19 protein-coding genes are annotated in these 21,135 nt (G+C 55.4%); 5 read left to right on the top strand and 14 right to left on the bottom strand.

What is annotated here, in order from left to right; all coding sequences use genetic code 11:
* Positions 1-90: 90 nt before the first annotated feature.
* Positions 91-549, top strand: a complete 459-nt coding sequence (locus ACIPDS_RS09725; RefSeq protein ID WP_400735001.1) for a YehR family lipoprotein — start codon at positions 91-93, stop codon at positions 547-549.
* Positions 550-584: 35 nt separating this feature from the next.
* Here ACIPDS_RS09725 and ACIPDS_RS09720 read toward each other — a convergent pair whose 3' ends face one another.
* The 3 genes from ACIPDS_RS09720 to ACIPDS_RS09710 form a co-directional block, all read right to left on the bottom strand.
* Entirely contained in the window at positions 585-1,055 is a 471-nt protein-coding gene (locus tag ACIPDS_RS09720) for a DUF1456 family protein (RefSeq protein WP_166514428.1), read from the bottom strand.
* A 109-nt stretch (positions 1,056-1,164) separates the two neighbouring features.
* Positions 1,165-1,884, bottom strand: a complete 720-nt coding sequence (gene btsR / locus ACIPDS_RS09715; RefSeq protein WP_400734999.1) for a two-component system response regulator BtsR — start codon at positions 1,882-1,884, stop codon at positions 1,165-1,167.
* Positions 1,881-3,566 (bottom strand): LytS/YhcK type 5TM receptor domain-containing protein, encoded by a 1,686-nt coding sequence (locus tag ACIPDS_RS09710; protein WP_400734997.1) that lies wholly within the window; start codon positions 3,564-3,566, stop codon positions 1,881-1,883. The genes btsR and ACIPDS_RS09710 overlap by 4 nt, the downstream gene beginning before the upstream one ends.
* A gap of 198 nt (positions 3,567-3,764) precedes the next feature.
* Between ACIPDS_RS09710 and ACIPDS_RS09705 the strand changes: the two genes are divergently transcribed.
* Both ACIPDS_RS09705 and ACIPDS_RS09700 read left to right on the top strand, forming a co-directional pair.
* Positions 3,765-4,484: a MerR family transcriptional regulator gene (locus ACIPDS_RS09705; RefSeq protein ID WP_400734995.1), complete on the top strand. Its 720-nt coding sequence runs from the start codon at positions 3,765-3,767 to the stop codon at positions 4,482-4,484.
* Positions 4,485-4,543: 59 nt separating this feature from the next.
* Positions 4,544-4,657 carry a protein YohO gene (locus ACIPDS_RS09700; RefSeq protein WP_073971239.1) on the top strand — a complete coding sequence of 38 codons (114 nt, stop codon included), beginning with the start codon at positions 4,544-4,546 and terminating at the stop codon, positions 4,655-4,657.
* Here ACIPDS_RS09700 and ACIPDS_RS09695 read toward each other — a convergent pair.
* From ACIPDS_RS09695 to bglX, 8 genes are all read right to left on the bottom strand, one after another.
* Positions 4,632-5,369, bottom strand: a complete 738-nt coding sequence (locus ACIPDS_RS09695) for an ABC transporter permease (protein WP_400734992.1) — start codon at positions 5,367-5,369, stop codon at positions 4,632-4,634. The two genes, ACIPDS_RS09700 and ACIPDS_RS09695, sit on opposite strands and share 26 nt — an antisense overlap.
* Positions 5,353-6,300 (bottom strand): ABC transporter ATP-binding protein, encoded by a 948-nt coding sequence (locus ACIPDS_RS09690; RefSeq protein WP_400734990.1) that lies wholly within the window; start codon positions 6,298-6,300, stop codon positions 5,353-5,355. The genes ACIPDS_RS09695 and ACIPDS_RS09690 overlap by 17 nt, the downstream gene beginning before the upstream one ends.
* Positions 6,293-7,447 (bottom strand): ABC transporter permease, encoded by a 1,155-nt coding sequence (locus tag ACIPDS_RS09685; protein ID WP_400734988.1) that lies wholly within the window; start codon positions 7,445-7,447, stop codon positions 6,293-6,295. Before ACIPDS_RS09685 ends, ACIPDS_RS09690 begins: the two co-directional genes overlap by 8 nt.
* Positions 7,448-7,459: 12 nt before the next feature.
* The gene (locus ACIPDS_RS09680) at positions 7,460-8,377 is read right to left on the bottom strand and encodes an ABC transporter substrate-binding protein (protein WP_400734986.1); all 918 of its coding nucleotides are present in this window, start codon (positions 8,375-8,377) and stop codon (positions 7,460-7,462) included.
* A gap of 67 nt (positions 8,378-8,444) precedes the next feature.
* The gene (locus ACIPDS_RS09675) at positions 8,445-9,680 is read right to left on the bottom strand and encodes an MFS transporter (protein ID WP_400734984.1); all 1,236 of its coding nucleotides are present in this window, start codon (positions 9,678-9,680) and stop codon (positions 8,445-8,447) included.
* A 120-nt stretch (positions 9,681-9,800) separates the two neighbouring features.
* Positions 9,801-11,363 (bottom strand): MFS transporter, encoded by a 1,563-nt coding sequence (locus tag ACIPDS_RS09670; RefSeq protein WP_400734982.1) that lies wholly within the window; start codon positions 11,361-11,363, stop codon positions 9,801-9,803.
* 62 nt (positions 11,364-11,425) lie between these two features.
* A complete protein-coding gene (locus ACIPDS_RS09665) occupies positions 11,426-12,766 on the bottom strand; it encodes a glycoside hydrolase family 28 protein (RefSeq protein ID WP_400734980.1) in 1,341 nt (446 codons plus the stop codon).
* A gap of 583 nt (positions 12,767-13,349) precedes the next feature.
* Positions 13,350-15,647 carry a beta-glucosidase BglX gene (gene bglX / locus ACIPDS_RS09660; protein WP_400734978.1) on the bottom strand — a complete coding sequence of 766 codons (2,298 nt, stop codon included), beginning with the start codon at positions 15,645-15,647 and terminating at the stop codon, positions 13,350-13,352.
* Positions 15,648-15,847: 200 nt separating this feature from the next.
* Here bglX and dld point away from each other — a divergent pair, with 200 nt between their 5' ends.
* Entirely contained in the window at positions 15,848-17,569 is a 1,722-nt protein-coding gene (gene dld / locus ACIPDS_RS09655) for a D-lactate dehydrogenase (protein ID WP_400734976.1), read from the top strand.
* A 277-nt stretch (positions 17,570-17,846) separates the two neighbouring features.
* On the opposite strand, the gene pbpG is transcribed toward dld, so the two are convergent.
* Together pbpG and ACIPDS_RS09645 are read right to left on the bottom strand one after the other, a co-directional pair.
* Positions 17,847-18,800: a D-alanyl-D-alanine endopeptidase gene (gene pbpG / locus ACIPDS_RS09650; protein ID WP_166513355.1), complete on the bottom strand. Its 954-nt coding sequence runs from the start codon at positions 18,798-18,800 to the stop codon at positions 17,847-17,849.
* 179 nt (positions 18,801-18,979) lie between these two features.
* Positions 18,980-19,567 carry a YIP1 family protein gene (locus ACIPDS_RS09645; protein ID WP_166513354.1) on the bottom strand — a complete coding sequence of 196 codons (588 nt, stop codon included), beginning with the start codon at positions 19,565-19,567 and terminating at the stop codon, positions 18,980-18,982.
* Between the two features lie 153 nt (positions 19,568-19,720).
* Between ACIPDS_RS09645 and ACIPDS_RS09640 the strand changes: the two genes are divergently transcribed.
* Entirely contained in the window at positions 19,721-20,293 is a 573-nt protein-coding gene (locus tag ACIPDS_RS09640; RefSeq protein WP_166513353.1) for a DedA family protein, read from the top strand.
* A 77-nt stretch (positions 20,294-20,370) separates the two neighbouring features.
* Here ACIPDS_RS09640 and ACIPDS_RS09635 read toward each other — a convergent pair whose 3' ends face one another.
* On the bottom strand, positions 20,371-21,027 hold the full coding sequence (locus ACIPDS_RS09635; protein WP_400735576.1) for an oligogalacturonate-specific porin KdgM family protein: 657 nt from the start codon (positions 21,025-21,027) through the stop codon (positions 20,371-20,373).
* Positions 21,028-21,135: the final 108 nt, after the last annotated feature.

Genomic DNA, 21,135 nt, shown 5'->3' with positions numbered 1-21,135 from the left:
ATTTTAATAAATGCCCTAAGCTAACGCGCCTTAGCTTATGTCATACACATGACCTTTAAGCATCAAATCGTTTATAAAATGGAGTTTAAAATGAAAGTATCCTCGAAATTACTCTCGATTGCTGCCGCATCGGTTCTCGTCTTCTCACTGGCAGGATGCGGTGACAAAGAAGAATCCAAAACATTCAGCGCCAATCTTAATGGCAATGAGATCTCAATGACTTATACCTATAAGGGCGACAAAGTCATTAAGCAGACCTCGCAAAGCAAAATTAACTATGCGTCTGTAGGGGCGAAAACCAAAGAAGATGCCGAAAAGCTCCTCGGCCAGCTTAGCGCAAAATATCAGAGCATTGCGGGTGTAGAAGAAAAGCTGACCTATAAGGATACTTACGCCGAGGAAAGCGTCGCGGTGGATATGGAAAAAGTCGACTTTAAAGCCCTGCAAGGCGCGATGGGGGCAATAGTGTCTGGCGATACCAGTAAGGGCGTCAGCATGAAACAAACTCAGACGGTACTGGAAGCCGCTGGCTTTAAAGAAGTGAAATAATTCGATGGGCGGCTCATATTACGAGCCGCTTTTTTTTAGGCTTTTGCGGCGTGCTCACGTACCGCCAGGCCACGCAGGAAATAACGCAGGAACTGGTCACCACATTCGCGGAAGTTTTTATGTTCCGGCGCGCGCATCATTGCGGTAATTTCCGCCATGCCAATGCGAAACTGCTGCTGGGTCAGAATGGCCAGAATATCGTCAGTTTTGAGTGAAAAAGCGATTCGTAGCTTTTTGAGCATGATGTTGTTGTTGATACGACGCTCAACCGCCAGCGCAGGGGCTGACTCATCGCGACCGCGTTTTTCATAGATAAGACCGTTCAGGAAGCGCGACAATAGAATATCCGGGCAGCGAACGAAGCCCTCTTCATCCTCTTTACGCAGCCACGGAGCCAGTTGTTCCGCCGTGACCTCGACCTCACCCAGCGCGAAAATACGCACCAGATCGTTATTGTTCATTTTCAGGATGTAGCGGACGCTGCGTAAAATATCGTTACTGACCATAGTGCCTTCGGTGATGGTGATGAAAAATGCGGTGGCGAATTCTTGACTCGAAGCCATTAAGATTGTGGCAAATACGCCCTCAATCTGAAGCGCGACGAGTATACACGAATTACAGCCCCAGCGCCTCTTTCAGGGTCTTTAAATAGCGGCGGCTGACCGGCACGGTTTGCCCGTTTCGCAACAACAGCTCGGCCTGACCGTTATCCTCAAGACGGATTTCTTTTAAGTGCGCCATGTTCACCAGATGCTGGCGATGGCAGCGAATCAGCGGCGTTCGGCTCTCCAGCGTGCGCAGCGTCAATTCGGTAAACCCCTCTTTGCCCTCGCCGCTGGTCACATACACGCCGCTCATGCGGCTACTGACAAACGCCACATCATCCATCTGTAACAGGTATATGCGGCTGTGTCCGGTGCACGGAATAAATTTCAGCGCCTGCTGATTTTCGGCCAGCACCGACACATCCTGCACCGTGCGCTCCTGGCGCAGGCGCATTAACGTTTTCTCTAAGCGCTGTTCTTCGATGGGTTTGAGCAGGTAGTCAAACGCATGCTCCTCAAATGCCTTTACCGCGTATTCGTCAAAGGCGGTGAGAAACACGACATAGGGACGATGTTCCGGGTCGAGCATCCCCACCATCTCCAGGCCGCTAATCCGCGGCATCTGGATGTCGAGAAATAGCACATCTGGCCGCTGGGAATGCACTGCGCCAATCGCTTCTATCGCGTTTGAGCACTCACCGACAATCTCCAGATCCGCCTGCGCTTCCAGCAGCACGCGCAGGTTTTCCCGCGCCAGCGGTTCATCATCAACAATCAGCACCTTAATCATGCGTTCTCCTCCAGAGGTAACCGCAGAGTAACACGGGTAAAGCGGTCAGGTTCACAGGCGACGGCAATCCCGCATTCGTCGCCAAAGCGCATTTTCAGGCGCTTATCCACAAGACTCATGCCCAGGCCGCTCGCCTCGGCGTTGGTCTGATACAGCCCGGCGTTATCTTCAATCTCCAGCACCAGATGCTGCCCTTGCTGACGTGCGCGCAGCGTGATCTCCCCCACATCGAGAAGCTGGGAGGTGCCGTGTTTAATGGCGTTCTCAACGATAGGCTGGAGGGTGAATGCGGGCAAATGCCGGTGTGCCAGGGCGTCAGGAATCTCCAGATGCACCGCCAGACGCGATTGAAAGCGCGCTTTTTCAATTTGCAGATAGGCATTCACATGCTCGATTTCATCCGCCAGGGTGACAATCTCCGATGGGCGCTTGAGGTTCTTACGAAAGAAGGTCGACAGGTATTGCACCAGTTGGCTGGCCTGCTCGCTATCACGACGGATCACGGCCTTTAAGGTATTAAGCGCGTTAAACAGAAAGTGAGGATTAACCTGGGCGTGCAGCAGTTTAATCTCCGACTGGGTCAGCAGCGCCTTTTGTCGCTCGTACTGCCCGGCCAGAATCTGCGCCGACAGTAGCTGCGCAATCCCCTCGCCTAACGTGCGGTTAATCGAGCTAAACAGCCTGTTTTTAGCTTCATATAATTTGATAGTGCCAATCACCCGTTGATTTTCACCGCGCAGCGGAATCACCAGCGTCGAGCCCAGTTTACAGTTCGGATGGATTGAGCAGCGGTACGGCACTTCATTACCGTCGGCGTACACCACCTCGCCCGTCTCGATGGTTTTTTGCGTATAGCGCGAGGAAATGGGTTTGCCCGGCAGGTGGTGATCTTCGCCAATACCGGTGAAGGCGAGCAGCTTTTCACGGTCGGTTATTGCCACCGCGCCGATATCCAGCTCCTGGATAAGCACCTGCGCCACCTTCATGCTGTTCTCTTCGTTAAAGCCTTTGCGCAATATCCCTTCCGTTGACGCTGCAAGCTTCAGCGCCGTCGCCGAAAAGGCCGAGGTGTACTTTTCAAACATCGCCCGCTTATCCAGCAGGATACGCATAAACAGCGCCGCCCCGACGGTGTTGGTGACCATCATCGGTGCGGCAATGCTTTGCACCAGATGCAGCGCATCTTCAAAAGGACGGGCGATCAGCAGAATAATCAGCATCTGCACCAGTTCAGCCACCAGCGTTATCGCCCCAGCCGTCCACGGACTAAAGACCTTATCGGGACGACCGCGACGGATAAGAATGCTATGTACCAGCCCACCAAGCAGCCCTTCGACCATGGTGGAAATCATACAGCTGAGCGCGGTCATGCCGCCCATTGAGTACCGGTGCAATCCACCGGTAAAGCCAACTAAACCCCCGACGACCGGGCCGCCCAGCAGACCGCCCATCACCGCACCGATGGCGCGGGTGTTGGCGATGGAATCCTCAATGTGCAGACCAAAATAGGTGCCCAGAATACAGAAAATAGAGAAGGTGACGTAGCACAGCAGCTTGTGCGGCAGGCGCACGGTCACCTGCATCAGCGGGATAAACAGCCGCGTTTTGCTCATAAGCCAGGCGATAACCAGGAAGACGCACATCTGCTGAAGCAGCAGCAACACCAGATTAAACTCGTACATACCCAATCACCACAGAAGAAATAAAACTGCGTAACATACACATAGTCGGCATAACTTTCTTTGAAACCTGGCAAAAAAAGTGCAAAAAATGCTACCGATCACATTTTATTCCTTCGATCATGAAAAGAATTGGATAAAAAATAATCACCACGCCAACCCGGTCTAAAGTTTAATGGGGAAACGCATGCCGGAGGAAAGATGGCGCTATACACAATTGGTGAAGTGGCACAGCTGTGCGATATCAATCCCGTCACGCTACGCGCCTGGCAGCGAAGATATGCGTTGATCAAACCGCAGCGGACAGACGGCGGTCACCGATTGTTTAACGATGCGGATATCGATCGTATTCGTGAAATTCAGCGCTGGATCGAAACCGGCGTGCAGGTCAGTAAAGTGAAATCTCTGCTCAGTGAACAGGCCGATGGCTGGCGGGAGCAGCAGGAGCTGGCGCTGCGCGATTTGCGTAACGGCAATCTGAATCATCTTCGGCATTGGGTGAAAGCGCTGCGCCACGACTACAGCGCCCGGGAGCTTGTCGATAACCTTTTTACGCCGCTGCGCCTGCGCTTGCAAAGTCTGCAGCTACCGCTGCACACCCTGCTGGGCCTGCTTGACGGCGTGTTGATAAACGATATCGCGTTAAGCCTCGCCGCTGCCCGGCGTAAATCAGGGCCCCACGCTTTAGTCGTCGGCTGGAACATCACTGACCTGACGCGTTTATGGCTGGAAGGCTGGGTTGCCTGCGAGCAAGGCTGGCGTGTCGATGTGTTGGCACATTCGCTGGCCCACGTGCAGCCCGAGCACTTCCCGGGCCAAACGCTACTGGTGTGGTGCGGCTCGGCTCCCAGTGCCTTACAGCAACATCAGCTTAGCCGCTGGCAGGAGGACGGCATCGCCTTCGCACTTCCGGCCAATTAATCGTTCGTTAACACAACAGCTTCGCGGTATAATCTTTTGGTTAACAAAAGGAGTACACCATGAAGTCAACTAAACTCGCGGCGATCGTGCTGTTCGCCTTTATGGCCATCAGCGGCATCGGCGGCGTGATGCTCGCAGGATATTCATTTATTGTGCGTGGCGGTGTCGGCTGAGGCGCTGGTTTAAGCGCTCAAAGGCGCGGTCGACAATAATTGCCGCCAGCGCCACCAGTATTGCCCCCTGCACGACATAGGCCGTGTTAAATCCGCTCAGTCCGATGATGATAGGCGTGCCCAGCGTATTGGCGCCAACCGTGGAAGCAATGGTCGCCGTGCCGATATTGACAATGACCGACGTCCGAATGCCCGCCACAATCACCGGTGCTGCGAGCGGCAATTCCACTTTCCACAGCCTCTGCCAGCTCGTCATGCCCATCCCTTCCGCCACGCTAAGCGCGGCCCCAGGCACCGCCGCCAGCCCGGCGAGCGAACCCTGTAACACCGGAAGAATACCGTAAAGAATCAGGGCGATAATCGCAGGCTTTTCCCCAAACCCCATCACCGGCACCGCCATTGCCAGCACCGCCACCGGCGGGAAGGTCTGCCCCATTGCCGCCAGCGTTTCGACCAGCGGACGAAACTCTCGCCCCGCCGGACGGGTAACGATAACACCGGCGCTAACGCCGACGATAATAGCGACAAGGCTTGAGATCCCCACCAGCTCGGCATGTGCCAGCGTCAGAGAAGCAAACCCGGCCTGCTGATAAAGCGGGCGCGGCTGTTCGGGAAACAGCGCGTGAAACAGCGGCTCGCTGTACGGCAGCGCTATTAACAGGGCGACAAACAGCACCAGCAGCCAGACAAGCGGATCACGAAGCACGCGCATCGTTTGGTTCCTCGCGCAGCAAATCGGCAAAATGTAGTGCTCCACACGGCGCACCTGCGTCGTCCACCACCGGTAGCACCGTCCGCCGCTGTGCCATAAAGCCCGAAAGCGCGTCGCGCAGCGAAAGATTGGCGCTTAGCGGGGAGCCTTGCGCTTGCTCGCCGGGACGGGCGTAGTCAGCCACCTGGCGCAATGACAGCAAGCGGACACCCAGTTCACTGCGACCAAAGAAAGTACGGACAAATTCACTGCCCGGCGCGCTCAGCATTTCCAGCGGCGTTCCCTGCTGCACCACTTCGCCACCGTCCATCAAAATCAGGTTATCGGCTAGCCGCAGGGCTTCGTCGATATCGTGGGTGACCAGGACAATCGTTCGCCCGAGCAATTGATGGATACGCCGCATCTCCTGCTGCAAGGCGCTGCGGGTTACCGGGTCGAGCGCGCCAAAGGGCTCATCCATCAACAACACTTCAGGGTCGGCCGCCAGCGCCCGTGCAACACCCACACGCTGCTGCTGACCGCCGGAGAGCTGGTGCGGATAACGCGCCCGTAACACGGGCTCCAGCCCCAGCAGCGCCATGAGCTCATCAATGCGCGCATTCACTTTCGCCTTCGGCCATTTCAACAACTGCGGCACGGTGGCAATGTTTTGCGCCACCGTCCAGTGGGGAAACAGACCTATCGACTGAATGGCATAGCCCATGCGCCGACGCAGCGCCAGCAGAGGCTGTTCGCGAATATCCTGCCCGGCGAAAAGGATCGTGCCGCTGTCCGGCTCCTCCAGGCGATTAATCATCTTCAGGGTGGTTGATTTCCCTGAACCGGAGGTGCCAATCAACACCGAAAATGCGCCCTCTTCCAGCCGTAAAGAAAGGTCTTTAACGGCGGTGTGTGCACCATAGGATTTATTGACATGCCTGAATTCAATCACCGGCTTCTCCTTTTAATAACGTGGCGGCAAGGCTGAACAGCGCGTCCATGAACACCGCCAGGGCGATCACCGGGATCACGCCAAGCAAGACCAGATCCAGGGCGCTACTCAGCAGCCCCTGGAACACCAACGCGCCAAAACCGCCTGCGCCAATCAATGCCGCGACTACCGCCATCCCGACGGTTTGCACCACCACCACCCGCAGGCTGCGTAGCAATACCGGCAGCGCCAGCGGCAGCTGAACGCGGAAGAACGTCTGTCCGCGCCCCATTCCCATCGCCCGGGCGCTCTCCAGAACCTGAGGCGAAACCTGCTGCATTCCGGCGACCACGCCACGCACCAGCGGTAACAGGGCGTAAAGCACCAGCGCTATCAGCGCAGGGGTTAATCCCGTACCGGCAACACCTAACGTGGATAGCCACGGGAAATGCTGCACCAGCCCGGCGAGCGGTGCGATAAGCAGGCCAAACAGCGCCACCGAAGGGATCGTCTGGATGATATTGAGCAGCGTAAACACGCTGGATTGTCGCCCCGGATGCCGCCAGCACCAAAGCCCCAGCGGCACGCCAATCAGCAACCCGGGTAGCAACGTACCCCACAGCAGCGTCAGATGTTGATGCAAGGCATCATCAAAAGTCTCCTGCCGGTTGGCGTACTCTTTCATCAGCGACAATCCGTCCAGCGCCCCACTCCATAATAACCAGCAGGGAATCAGCCACAGCTGAACGTTAAGCAGCCAGCGCCAGAGAACATGCGGGGTCAGGCGTCGAATCGCTTCGCTGGCGATAAGCAGCATCAGCAAGAGCGATAGCCATAATCCACTGCCGGGCGAGGTGCGCGCCAGCGGAGTAGTGGTTTCCGCGAGCCGATTGGCAGCCTCGCCGCTCAGCCACAGCAGCAGCGTGAAGCCGCCCTGCGCTAACAGTAAAATCAGCAGGTTCGCCAGACGTCCAGGGAAAAAACTGAGTAATACAAACAGGAGGGGCACCAGCAGCAACGCCAGCGGCGGAAATGACCAGATTTGCCATAACCAAAGGCCGTCGCCCGAGAGCAGCCGGTTTGGGGCAAAATTCACAAAGGGCAACGCGGCGGCGGCCAGCAGCATCAGCGCCAGCAACACCACCACGCGGTGATAACAATGAGGCATACGCTTAACCGGCTACTTCGCCCATCCCTTTTGTTTCAGATAACCCGCAGCTACGCTTTTGGCATCCAGTCCTTCCACCGCAATTTTGGCGTTCAGCGTTTGCAGGGTTTTCTCGTCAAGACTGGCAAAGACCGGTTTGAGCCACTGGTCGAGTTCCGGGTAGGCTTTCAGCACCGCTTCACGAACAACAGGCGTTGGCGCATAAATGGGCTGTACGCCTTTCGGGTCACTCAGCGTTTGCAAACCGAGCGCCGCCACCGGGCCATCGGTGCCGTAGGCCATCGCCGCGTTCACCCCGGAGGTTTGCTGGGCAGCCGCTTTGAGAGTGACCGCCGTATCGCCACCTGCCAGTGACAGCAGCTGGTTCTGGCTGAGTTTAAAATCGTAGGCTTTTTCAAAGGCCGGAAGCGCGTCGGCGCGCTCGATAAATTCGGCGGAGGCGGCAAGTTTGAAGCTACCGCCCGCTTTCAGATAGCGGCTTAAGTCGGCAAGCGAGGCCAGTTTCTCTTTTTCCGCGATATCTTTGCGTACAGCGATAGTCCAGGTGTTATTGGCAGGCGCTGGCGTCAGCCAGACCAGATGATTTTTGTCAGCGTCGAGCTTTTTGACTTTTTCGTACCCGGCCTGAGCATTTTTCCATGCCGGGTCATTTTCGGCTTTGAAGAAGAATGCGCCGTTGCCGGTGTATTCCGGGTAGATATCCAGCTCGCCGGAGGTAATCGCCCCACGCACCACCGGTGTCGTCCCGAGCTGCACTTTGTTGACGGTTTTCACGCCGTGGCTTTCCAGCACCTGGAGGATAATATTCCCCAGCAGTGCGCCTTCGGTATCAATTTTGGAACCGACTTTAACCGGCTCAGCGGCATGTAATGGCAGGCTAAAGGCCGCCAGTAGCACCAGCGGCGCGGTCCATCCCCGTAAAATCGTCATACGCTTTCCTCTTTTTTGCCCGCTTTTTGCAGCGCTTAAGAAAAAAGCGTAGACGATTTTTCGCCAATCACCTGTTTTCAGGCATCTTTAATGGAATGGTGAGCAAACTTGCGGCGAAATAAAGCAGCGCAATCACCCATAACGTCCCCTCCACGCCCAGCGGATTCACGCACAGAGTGACGATGAGCGGCCCGACAAAGTTGCTCAGGCCGGAGCCAAGGTTCAGGCAAGAGATGGCGGCCCCTTTATTTTCCGGCAGCAGCGACGGAATGAGCGCGCTCAGCGGGCCAAATGCGCCAAGCCCAATGGCATATATCGCCAGCGCAACCACCATCGCCGTACTGCTATGGCCAAACAGCACCGGCGCGTAGCACACCGCCAGCGCAGACAACCCGCAAAGCGTTCCGGCAAACCATACCACCGTGTTACGCCAGCCGATGGTGTCTCCCAGCCAGCCGAAGAAGTAGTTGGCGAAAATATTCACCACGTTCACCAGCCCCCAGATGGTCAGCCACTCTTCAATGCTAAAGCCAAAGCGCGGCAGATAGACCGGCATCAGGATCACCAGCGAGAATTTACCGATGTCGTTGATGGTTTTCACGATGACGGCCAGGCGCATTTTCGGTTCGCGCACCAGCACGATAATTCCTTCCGCCAGCGCGTGTCCGACCGCCAGACCGCGCTGCCATTGCGGTTTATCGCGGTTAAGAACCAGCGCGCAGCCGCAGCCTGCCAGCACAAAAATAAAACCGGACAGCAAGGTAGTGGTTTCACCCAGCCGTGGGATCATAAAGCTTGAAAACCACGGGCCGACGATAGTCATGCCAACGCCAAAGGCAATCCAGAACCAGGAAACCGCGCGCCCCAGAATGCGCGATTCACAACGCTGATTAATCCATACCAAAAACGAGTAGGCAAACAGCGGATAGGCCATCCCGCGAATGGCATAGGTGACCATCATCAGCGGGTAGTTGCCGTCGGGCAGAGCGACAAAAATAAACGGGATAGAGCCGACAAAATAGAGCACGGTCGCAAGCCACATCAGGCGACGTACGCCGAGAACCCCCGCGCCAATGCCGGAAAACCATGAAATCGCGGCGACGCACAGGCCAAAGACCGACGACAGCAGGCTGATGTCTACCGCATCCAGTCCACGTTGTTGCAGCATGGATGCCAGCCAGCTCTGCTCGATGGTCGCGCCGGTAATAAATAAAAAGACGCCAACAAAGCCCCACGCCAGTTCACGCGGCAGGCCTAAACGCGCCCATATCCCTTGTTGAATATATAAAGTCCGATCGATCATGTTTCTTATTCCAGAAATCCCGGGGTCGCTGCGCTCGCCCGGGCTACAAATTTGTACAAATGTCATGGAGCGTAGGCCGGATAAGGCGTTCACGCCGCCATCCGGCAATGTGTATCAGGCCTACGCGTTAGGTAATGGCTGCGCTGCGTGTTGCTTCGCTTTCAGCAGGCTACGATTAACGTGGCCGACGGTGTTATCTCCCCAGCAGTGGTCGTAAGGCATCCCGGTCAGGCTTTCGATAACCTCTTTGGTTTCTGCCGTCACCGTCGCTTTACTGCCGCCCTGCTTCAGGCGCGCCACTTCGTTATTCAAAATCGCGTGGGTACGGCTGTTCACTTTGAACTGGAAGGCCGACCAGATCCCCCACAGGGTCAGAAGAACCGGCAGGATTATCATGATGGCCAGGATCATATTGATAGCTGACTCAGGTTGGCTGCTCTGGCCGGTCATAAAGCCGGACATTTGCAGCGCCACGCCGACCAGGAAAATGGAGAGCGCTTGAGAAGCCTTACGCAGCAGACTCATAAAACCGGCAAAGATCCCTTCGCGGCGGCTACAGGTCAGAATTTCGTCCACGTCAGCCACAAAGGTGTAGTTGTTCCATGGAATGGAGTAGATGCCGCCGCGCGCCAGACCAGCAATACCGGCGGCCAGATACAGCATCGCCATACTGGTTGAACCATACAGATAGGTCAGCGCGAACAGGGCGAAAGCCACCAGCGCCATCAGCGCCTGAGTGGCAAAGGCGCGGGATGGGGAGTAACGCAGGGTCAGCCACGTTGCCACGCCGACGCCGAAGAATTGCAGGCCATTAATTACGCTCAGCAGGTTACTGGCAACAACGGATGACGTGGCCAGCGCGAACACCACGAAATAGGTGAATACTGAGTTAAAGATATCCTGCCCCACGGAGCCACCGAGATACATACCGAGGTGTGAGCGGAAGGTTTTGATTTTCAGCGTAGAGACAAAATCATAGTAGATATCGAACAGGCGCTTCATTAGCGGCGGTTTCTCTTCTGAAACGATGCTGCGTTCGCTTTGTTCAATCTCGTCGAGCGAGCGCTCCCACGTACCGAAGTAAACGAACAGCAGCACCACCATAAAGGCCACGGTGAAAATCGCCCCCGCGTAGAAGAAGGAGATGGCGGAATCAGAGCCAAAGTAAGCCAGCAGGCGGCCCGGCAGGAACGCGGCGGTGAAACCAGCGAACTGGGCAATATACATACGCGCGCTGGTGAGCTTAGAGCGCTTGGTGAAGTCCGAGGTCATCTCTGCTGACAGGGTATCGTAGGGGATCAAAATCATCGAATAGACGATTTCAAACAGGATATAGACCAGCAGATACATCCAGTAGTTGAAGCCCTGCACCCACAGCAGGCTATAGACCGCCACCAGCGGAATACTCAGCAGCAGGAAGAAACGGCGGCGGCCAAAACGACGTCCGAGCCGGGTTTTGTGAAAGTTATCAGAAATGTAGCCCATCAATGGGCACATGATCACATCCACGATACGCGCCACGGCAAACAGCGATCCGGCTTCAATCGGCGTCAGGCCGCAGAAGGTGGTCAGGAAGAACAGCAGCCAGGCGCTCACCAGCGTAAATGCGCCCGAGCCAATCACATCGGCCAGACCGTAGCAGACGTAGTTGTGGAGTTTTATTTCCCGCTCTTTTTTTATCATTTTCCATCCCCTTGAACAGTACAGGACGACGCGGGCTTACGCCGCGCCGTCATCAAATTGACTCAGGCGTCGGCGTTTTCCTGCACGATGGCGTTGACGCTCCATCCTTGCGGCAGCGGCTGAGGACGACGAATTCGCATGTCGTTAAGCGTCAGCTCCTGCACGCCGTTTGCGTACAGCGCCGGTAATCCCCCCGGATAGGCGTCCACGCCCCAGGCACGACCGGTCTGCGGATTAACGCGATAGGCGTTATCCAGCCCCATGCCGGTTGGGCTTGCCGGATTGCACGGCGGGCGAATGTCGTAACAGCCCTGCTCGTCCGAGAAGCCCGCAAGCTGCTGTAACGAAAGCGAGTTGAAGGTGACATGACGAATATCACCCGGCGTTTCGCTGTGCAGGTTTATGGCCCCTTCGCTCACCCCGGAAAGCTGGCTGAAGGTAATGTCCTCCACGCGCCCCGGCTGAATGTGCGGATCGCGATGGCGTACGGAGATAAATACCGGGTCGGCTTTGCCCCAGTGGCATGGATGCCCATGGCGGCAGTCGAAAAGAATATTGCTGAAGAGCATCTGGCTGAACTGACCACCGTCGCGTGAAACGAGGCCAATGCCGCGGTTAGACTCGAAAATCGAGCAGTTCTGTACCGCGATGTGGCTAATGTCGGCGAAGGTTTCGGTGCCAATTTTGATGGCGCAGCTTTTCGAACGAATAAGACAGTTGCTGACCACTACATGGCGCGTAGCCTGCTGTAATTGCGCCGGTTTGCGTGTGGTTTTAATGCAGATACCGTCATCGGCGGCGCTGAAATAGCTGTCGCTGATGTGCACATGCTGGCAGCTGTCGATATCCAGCGCGTCGGTGTTCGACAGCGCGAGGTCGTTATCAATGGTCAGGTTGTGGATAAAGACCTGGTTACAGCTCACCAGGTGTGCCGTCCACATTGGCGAGTCGCTGATGGTGATATCGCGAATACGTACCTGCTGGCAGCCTTCCAGCACCAGCATCCGAGGGCGCTGCGTTTTCGGCTGACGATAGCCCTGCGCATCGGCGCTGGCAGAAAACCAGGCGTTCGCCTCTCCCGCCAGACAGCCTTCACCGCTTAAGGTGATGTGGTGGCTATTGCGCGCATAAATCAGCGCCATGCGGGAGAGTTCGGCAACGGTTTGCGTCAACTCAGCCGGATAATCCTTCACGTCTGGGCTTGCCACCAGGCGCGCCCCGGCTTCCAGATGCAGAGTAAAGTTCGACGGCAGTACCAGCGTACCGGTCATCCAGTCGCCGGGAGAGACCACCAGCGTACCGCCGCCCGCCCGGTCGATTTCATCAATCAGCTGCTGAAGCTGCGCGGTCAGCGCCGTTTTGCCGCTGCGGTCAAGAGAGGTGTTATGCAGTGAAATTTTCATATCGCTACCTGCTGAGATTGAGATAGCCGCATTTAACGCCGATTCACCGATTCTCTCGTGGGGCACAGACGGGCTTTTTTACGTATTAGTGAAAGGCATCACGCCTGTTGCTGGACGGTGAGGTAGGTTTTGAGCAAACGCACAAAACGGCGTTCGGCGCGGGGTGTGTGTTGTGATTCTGGTCACGGATAGTGCTAAATAGCGATTAAAAATCAGGCTATCTGGCGCAGATTAGAGTAGGAAGAAAGATAAATCGCGAGGGGGATCACAAAGCGGTGCGAGAGTTTAGTTTCGGGGGTTGCCCCCTCACCCTAGCCCTCTCCCCGTGGGGGAGAGGGGACAGTTAGGTGCGTGTTTTAAGTGCTGCATTCCACATCAGGAGAGGGAACTGTTGGGTGCGTGTTTTAAGTGCTGCATTCCACATCAGGTGCGGGAACTGTTGGGTGCGTGTTTTAAGTGCTGTATTCCACATCAGGAAAGGGAACGTAATGCTTCCGCCTGGACGTTCACATTTACGCTTCCAGACCCAAGGTTTGCACACTCCCTCTCCCTTCCAGGGAGAGGGTCGGGGTGAGGGTAACCCCTACTGCAACTCAAACTCGCCCTGCTTCACGCGCGCAGAATCCACGCCGATAAAGACATTAAACTTGCCCGGCTCCGCCGCATACTTCATCTGCTGATTCCAGAATTTCAGCTGCTCGACATCAATCGGGAAGCTTACCGTCTGGGTTGCGCCTGGCTTCAACGTCACTTTCTCAAACCCTTTCAGTTGCTTAACCGGACGGCTCATTGAGGCGGTCACATCCTGTAAGTACATCTGAATCACCGTCGCCCCTTCACGCTTGCCGGTGTTGGTCACCTGCACGCTCGCCGTCACGCTGCCGTTGGCCTTCATGGTCGGTGCAGACAGTTTCACATCAGACACGCTGAACGTGGTGTAGCTCAGGCCGTAACCAAATGGATAGAGCGGGCCGTTGGCCTCGTCAAAGTAGCGCGAGGTGTATTTGTTCGGCTTATCGGCGTTATACGGGCGACCGGTGTTCAGGTGGCTGTAGTACTGCGGGATCTGCCCCACGGAGCGCGGGAAGGACATCGGCAGTTTGCCCGACGGATTGTAGTCACCAAACAGGACGTCAGCGATAGCGTTACCGCCCTCCGTTCCGGCAAACCAGGTTTCCAGGATGGCGTCGGCCTGCTGATCTTCTTTCACCAGCGTCAGCGGACGACCGTTCATCAGCACCAGCACCAGCGGTTTACCGGTGGCTTTCAGCGCGGCAATCAGGTCCTGCTGGCTTTTCGGAATGGCGATCTCGGTACGGCTGGAGGCTTCGTGCGCCATACCCTGCGCTTCACCGACGACCGCGACCACCACGTCAGACTGCTTCGCTGTGGCTACCGCTTCGTCGATCATCGCCTGTGGCGTACGTGGATCAACTTTTACCGCTTCTTCATACTGATTCAGGAAGTCGACAATCCCTTTGTCGTCAGTGACGTTGGCGCCTTTGGCGTACAGCACCTTGCCTTCGCCCGCCATCACGTTTTTGATTCCCGTCAGCACCGTCACCGACTGCCCGGCAACGCCTGCGGCAGACCAGCTGCCCATCACATCACGCTGGCTATCTGCCAGCGGGCCGACGACGGCAACGGTCGCGTTTTTCTTAAGCGGCAATGTTTCCAGACGGTTTTTCAGCAGCACCAGGCTTTGACGCGCCACTTCACGCGCTTCCTGACGGTGCAGACGGCTTTCGGCGTTAGTATCCTGCGGGTCTGAATCTTTTGGCCCTAAATGGCTGTACGGGTCATTAAACAGACCCATATCGTATTTGACGTTCAGCACGTGACGCGTGGCATCGTCGAGTTCCGCCATCGTCACCTTGCCCGATTTCACAAGCCCCGGCAGATACTTGCTGTAGTACTCGTCGCTCATACTCATATCGATACCGGATTTGAGCGCCACGCGCACCGCATCTTCAGGGTCGGAGGCCACGCCGTGTTTAATCAGCTCTTTGATGGCGCCATGATCGGAAACGGTGATGCCTTTAAAGCCCCACTGGTTACGCAGCACATCTTTGAGCAGCCACGCGTCCGAGGTCGCCGGGGTGCCATTGAGCGAGTTCAGACCAATCATCACCGCCCCGCTTCCGGCGTCCAGCCCGGCTTTGTACGGTGGCATATAGTCGTTAAACAGACGCTGCGGGCTCATGTCGACGGTGTTGTACTCTTTACCGCCTTCAACGCCACCGTACGCGGCGAAGTGTTTAACGCTGGTCATCACCGAATAGCGGTCTGCCGCACTTTTGCCCTGCATCGCGCTCACCATGGTTTCACCCATGATGGAGGTTAAATAAGTATCTTCGCCAAAGCCTTCTGATGCACGGCCCCAGCGCGGGTCGCGCGATACGTCGACCATCGGAGCCCAGGTCATGTTCAGGCCATCGTCCGCCGCTTCATAGGCCGACACGCGGCCGACGGTTTTCACGGCGTCAAGGCTAAAGGAGGAGGCCAGCCCTAAGCTAATCGGGAAAACGGTACGCTGACCGTGAACCACATCGTAGGCAAAAAACAGCGGGATTTTCAGGCGGCTTAACGACATCGCCTGATCCTGCATGGCGCGGATATCCGGGCGGGTCACGGTGTTAAAAATCGCCCCCACCTGGCTGTCTTTAATCATCTCGCGAATGGCTTCTTTCGGGTTATCCGGGCCGACGCTAATCAAACGCAACTGGCCGATTTTTTCATCGACGGTCATCTTTTTCAGCAGTTCAGTCACAAACGCATCGCGGGCCTGCGGCGTCAGCGGGTGATTGCCTATCAGATCCTCCGCCAGAGCGGGTTGCAGCGCCAGGCTCACGGCGACGCTCACAGATAATAGCCATTTCATATTGTTGTAGTCTCTTTAGGTGCGTGCCGAGTCAAGCGGCGAGAGTCAATGAAAAAACGCAGTTTGCCATAAACTTAAAGGACGACGTTACAGAAAGCGAAGGTTTATTCTCTGATTTTTAGAAACATTCACTCACCAAATGATCATACAAAGCGCTATTCTTAGAAACGACAAAATTGTCCCACCACAAGGAGTGGAGAATGGCTTCTCAAACTACAAATGATAATAACGCGTTGATAAACGAACTCTCCCGCCTGGTTGGCCACGCTCACCTGCTGACCGACCCCGCTAAAACCGCCCGCTATCGCAAAGGCTTTCGTTCCGGTCACGGCGACGCGCTGGCCGTGGTTTTTCCCGGCTCACTGCTGGAGCTGTGGCGCGTACTGAGCGCCTGCGTCGCGGCGGATAAAATCATCCTGATGCAAGCCGCCAATACCGGTCTGACCGAAGGTTCGACGCCAAGCGGCAATGATTATGACCGCGATATCATTATTATCAGCACCCTGCGTCTGGATAAGCTGCACCTGCTGGACAAAGGCGAGCAGGTTCTGGCCTGGCCGGGCACTACGCTTTATTCGCTGGAAAAAGCGCTGAAACCGCTGGGTCGCGAACCGCATTCGGTGATTGGATCGTCTTGTATTGGCGCGTCGGTTATCGGCGGGATCTGTAATAACTCCGGCGGTTCGTTGGTGCAGCGCGGCCCGGCCTATACCGAGATGTCGCTGTTTGCGCGTATCAATGAACAGGGCAAGCTGACCTTGGTGAATCATCTGGGGATTGATCTCGGTGAAACGCCGGAACAAATTTTAAGCAAGCTCGACGACGAGCGCGTGACCGATAGCGACGTCCGCCACGATGGTCGCCACGCGCATGATTATGACTACGTTAACCGCGTGCGCGACGTCAACGCCGATACCCCAGCGCGTTATAACGCCGACCCTGAGCGTTTGTTTGAATCATCCGGCTGCGCGGGCAAGCTGGCGGTGTTTGCGGTGCGTCTGGATACCTTCCCGGCAGAAAAACGCCAGCAGGTGTTCTACATCGGCACCAATCAGCCGGACGTGCTGACCGAAATTCGCCGCCATATTCTGGCTGAATTCAAAAATCTGCCGGTGGCGGGTGAATATATGCACCGTGATATTTACGATATTGCGGAACAGTACGGTAAAGACACTTTCCTGATGATCGATAAGCTCGGCACCGACAAAATGCCGTTCTTCTTTACGCTTAAAGGCCGTGCCGATGCGGCGCTGGAAAAAGTGTCCGTGTTTAAGCCCCACTTCACCGACCGCTTTATGCAAAAGCTTGGCCACGTCTTCCCGGCGCACCTGCCGCAGCGAATGAAAACCTGGCGCGATAAGTATGAACATCACCTGCTGCTGAAGATGTCCGGCGACGGTATTGATGAAGCGCAGGCCTGGCTTAGCGAGTACTTTAAAGAGGCGGAAGGCGATTTCTTCGCCTGTACGCCGGAAGAAGGCAGCAAAGCGTTCCTGCACCGTTTCGCCGCGGCGGGCGCCGCCATTCGTTATCAGGCCGTTCATGCTGATGAGGTGGAAGATATTCTGGCGCTGGACATCGCGCTGCGTCGTAACGATACCGAATGGTTCGAACATTTACCGCCGGAAATCAGCGATAAGCTGGTACATAAGCTCTATTACGGTCACTTTATGTGTCACGTTTTCCATCAGGATTACATCGTTAAAAAAGGCGTGGATCCGCACGAGTTGAAAGAGCAAATGTTGGTGTTGTTACGCGAGCGCGGCGCGCAATATCCGGCGGAGCATAACGTGGGGCATCTGTATGAGGCCGACGAGAATCTGCAACGTCATTATCGTGAAAACGATCCGACGAACAGCATGAACCCGGGGATCGGGAAAACCAGTAAGTTGAAGTACTGGGGTGAGAAAAACGACGCTTGATGAGGCTTCGGTGAACGTCCCGGCGGCGCTGCGCTTGGCCGGGCTACCGGATGCGGCGCTGCGCCTGGACGGGCTACCGGATTCATCGCTTGCTTGTAGCCCGGGCAAGGCGTTTACGCCGCCCCCGGGAAAGCTCGGTGCTTCCCGGCGGCGCTGCGCCTGGACGGGCTACCGGATGCGTTGCTTGCTTGTAGCCCGGGCAAGGCGTTTACGCCGCCCCCGGGGATGCTCGGTGCTTCCCGGCGGCGCTGCGCCTCGCCGGGCTACGATGTACGGGTTAATCGTCCTGGGTGGTCTGCCCGCTTAGCTGGGCTTTGGCAATGTTGCCCTCCACCTGGGCTTCTTTTTGCTTTTTATAGCTTAACGCGGCCGCTGGCACCGGCATCACTTTGCCGGTTTCAATCCACGTGCGCAGACGACTGGCATCGGCAAAATGGGTATATTTGCCGAACGCATCCATCACCACCATCGCAACCGGACGATTGTTCATCACTGTACGCATCACCAGGCAGTGACCTGCCGCATTGGTAAAACCGGTTTTAGTCAACTGAATGCTCCAGTTATCGCGGTACACCAGGTGATTGGTGTTACGGAACGGCAGCGTATAGGCCGGATGCGCGAAGGTCGCGGTATCTTCCTTAGTGGTGCTGAGCTGTCCAATCAGCGGATATTGCTTGGTGGCAATCAGCAGCTTGGTTAAATCACGTGCGGTAGAAACGTTATGAATCGACAGCCCCGTCGGCTCAACATAACGAGTACGGGTCATGCCCAATGCTTTCGCTTTCGCATTCATCGCACGGATAAACGCGTTATAACCGCCCGGATAATGGTGAGCCAGGCTCGCCGCCGCGCGGTTTTCTGAAGACATTAGCGCCAGCAGCAGCATATTTTTACGGCTGATTTGGCTGTTCAAGCGTACGCGGGAGTAAACCCCTTTCATCTCCGGCGTTTGGCTGATATCAACCGTCAGGATTTCATCCAACGGCAGATGCGCATCCAGCACCACCATCGCCGTCATCACTTTGGTGATTGAGGCCATAGGACGCACCAGATCCGGCTGGTTAGCATAAATGACTTTATTGGTGTTGAGATCGACGATCATTGCGCTACCGGAAGCAATATCCGGCTGCGAGGCCACGGCCGATACGGCCGTTTTGGCGCTCGCCTCAGGCGCAAAAGGCACAGCCAGCATAAGCGCTAAGCTGAGCAGGGAAACGCGAAATTTCTGCATGGTGAGTATTCTGGTAGTTATTTATGCACATTATGATAGACAACCGCTTGTGACCGGGAGGTCAAAAAGCGGAATGGCTCATCATAGCGCGGACAGCGCAGAATCCACCAGCAAAGAATAGTGAATAAATGCTGCATTGCTGGTGGAGATTAATTCACGCCAGCAATGCATTTCAGACGTCAGAACAGACGGTAACCGTAACCCCAGAGCACAACCGTGAGCGCCAGCAGAACTTCCAGTACCAGCACGCCAATTGCCAGCGTCGAACTGGCAAAGCTCAAACCCTCCTCCCGGTTAATATTCAGGAAGGTTGGGATGCCGACGTATAGCAGGTAGCCGGTATAAAATAAGGCAATCGTGCCGACCAGGGCACAAAGCCAGACCAGGGGATACAGGGCAACAATTCCGCTTAAAAAGAGTGGAGTCGCCACGTAACCGGCAAACACCATACAGCGCTTAAGCGAAGGTCGATTCGGATAGTGACGCGCCATCCACCAGATAACCCGCCCCATCACCGCCACGCCCACCAGCATCAGCGCATAGAACAACACCGCCAGCCCCAGGCCGGTCATCAACGATAGCCTGACTACCGAACCCTCACCGAAGTTCCAGCCAAGCTGAGTGGTGCCGATAAAAGCGCAGATAACCGGGATTGCCGCCATTACCAGAACATGATGGACAAAGTGGTGAGAAACCGTTTCGTTCTCACTACGAATAACATGCATCTCTTTATCAGGGTGGGAGAAGAGTCCCCATACATGGCTCATAACGCCTCCTCATCACGGCTTCGTACCACGTTGCCCTAAGTATAATCCACGCTAATAGATTATTTTATGTACAATCCAAAATAAGACGCCCCTGCACCTTCGCAAACAGGGTGTATGCTTAAGAGACTGAAGTTGTAAGGAGTGAGTGTTTGCATGGATATCAATAACCTGATTTCCCACTACGGCTATGCCGCACTGATTATTGGCAGCATGGCAGAAGGCGAAACCATCACGCTGCTTGGCGGCGTGGCAGCGCATCAGGGTTTATTGAAATTTCCCCTGGTGGTGATTTCGGTAGCGCTCGGCGGCATGATTGGCGATCAGGTGCTTTACCTGTTAGGACGGCGGTTCGGTGGAAGGATACTCAAGCGCTTCTCGCGTCATCAGGCGCGTATTCGCAAAGCGCAGCGATTAATTAAGCGCCACCCATATCTGTTCGTGATCGGAACCCGATTTATGTATGGCTTTCGCGTGATTGGGCCGCTGCTCATCGGTGCCAGTGGCCTGCCGCCGAAAATCTTTCTGCCGCTCAATATTGCTGGTGCGATTGTCTGGGCGCTACTGTTTACCGGTCTGGGCTATTTAGGTGGTGAAGCGATTGGGCCGTGGCTGCATCATCTTGATGCGCATCTGAAACATATTATCTGGCTGGTGCTGGTCGTGGCGCTGGTGATTGCGCTGCGCTGGTGGTTGAAACGCCGGGAAGCGAAAAAGCCGCAGGAGTAAACCCGGAGTCGGCGATGCCTCGTCCGGGCTACACGATAAAGTAGCCCGGCCAAGCGCAGCGCCGCCGGGACTGCTGCTTAGAAAGAATATTGCACGCCCACGCGGAACCGCGTCTGACGATCGTCAGCAGTGCTGTTCACCGACACGTTGCCAATTTCAGCATACGGCTTCCAGTTTTTATCGATACTGTAGGCCGTTTTGAAATTCAGCTCATAGTCCTCTTTACCGTTATCATAGCGAATGTTGTCTTCGCTCTTTTTATACAAATAGTTTCCCTCAAACGTCCAGGGCCCGGTTTTATATCCCAACCAGATATCCCCCCGGTTAATATGCTCATCATCTTTACCTTCTGAAGTATCGCGAACATATTCGTAGCGATAGCGCGCGGCAATATAAACGCCGTTAACAAAACTGTATTGGCCGCGAATATAAGGTTTATAAATCGCTTTCGATGATGAGGTTTCTAAGGCAAAGCCGGGTTGTATCGTAATACCCGGTGCGGCGGTGAATTGATAGCTCAGAACATATTCACTACCATTATCAACGATATCGTTAAATACTTTATCCGAGTGCTCGCCACCCGATTTGCTTTTCGCCTCTACCGAGAAACCAAAGCCGTTGGCAAAGCGGTGTGAGATAAGCACCCTGTCTTTTTGAGCTTTTGAATCATCGGTATATTCGTGACGCAGGTCAATCGTTACCGCATTCGCAGATGCACTGACCAGTGCCAACATCCCAAAGGTTATTAATTTTTTCACGCAATCGTCCTCTGCTTTTTTTGTTAATAAAAATCAGTGAGGAACTGGCTGTAATATATAAATATTAAATAGAACAAGTAATAG

This window comes from Kluyvera sp. NPDC087067, from assembly GCF_044745165.1.
Lineage (GTDB): Bacteria > Pseudomonadota > Gammaproteobacteria > Enterobacterales > Enterobacteriaceae > Kluyvera.
Note: the sequence above shows the minus strand (reverse complement) of the source record. Positions and strands in the feature narration are given on the sequence as shown.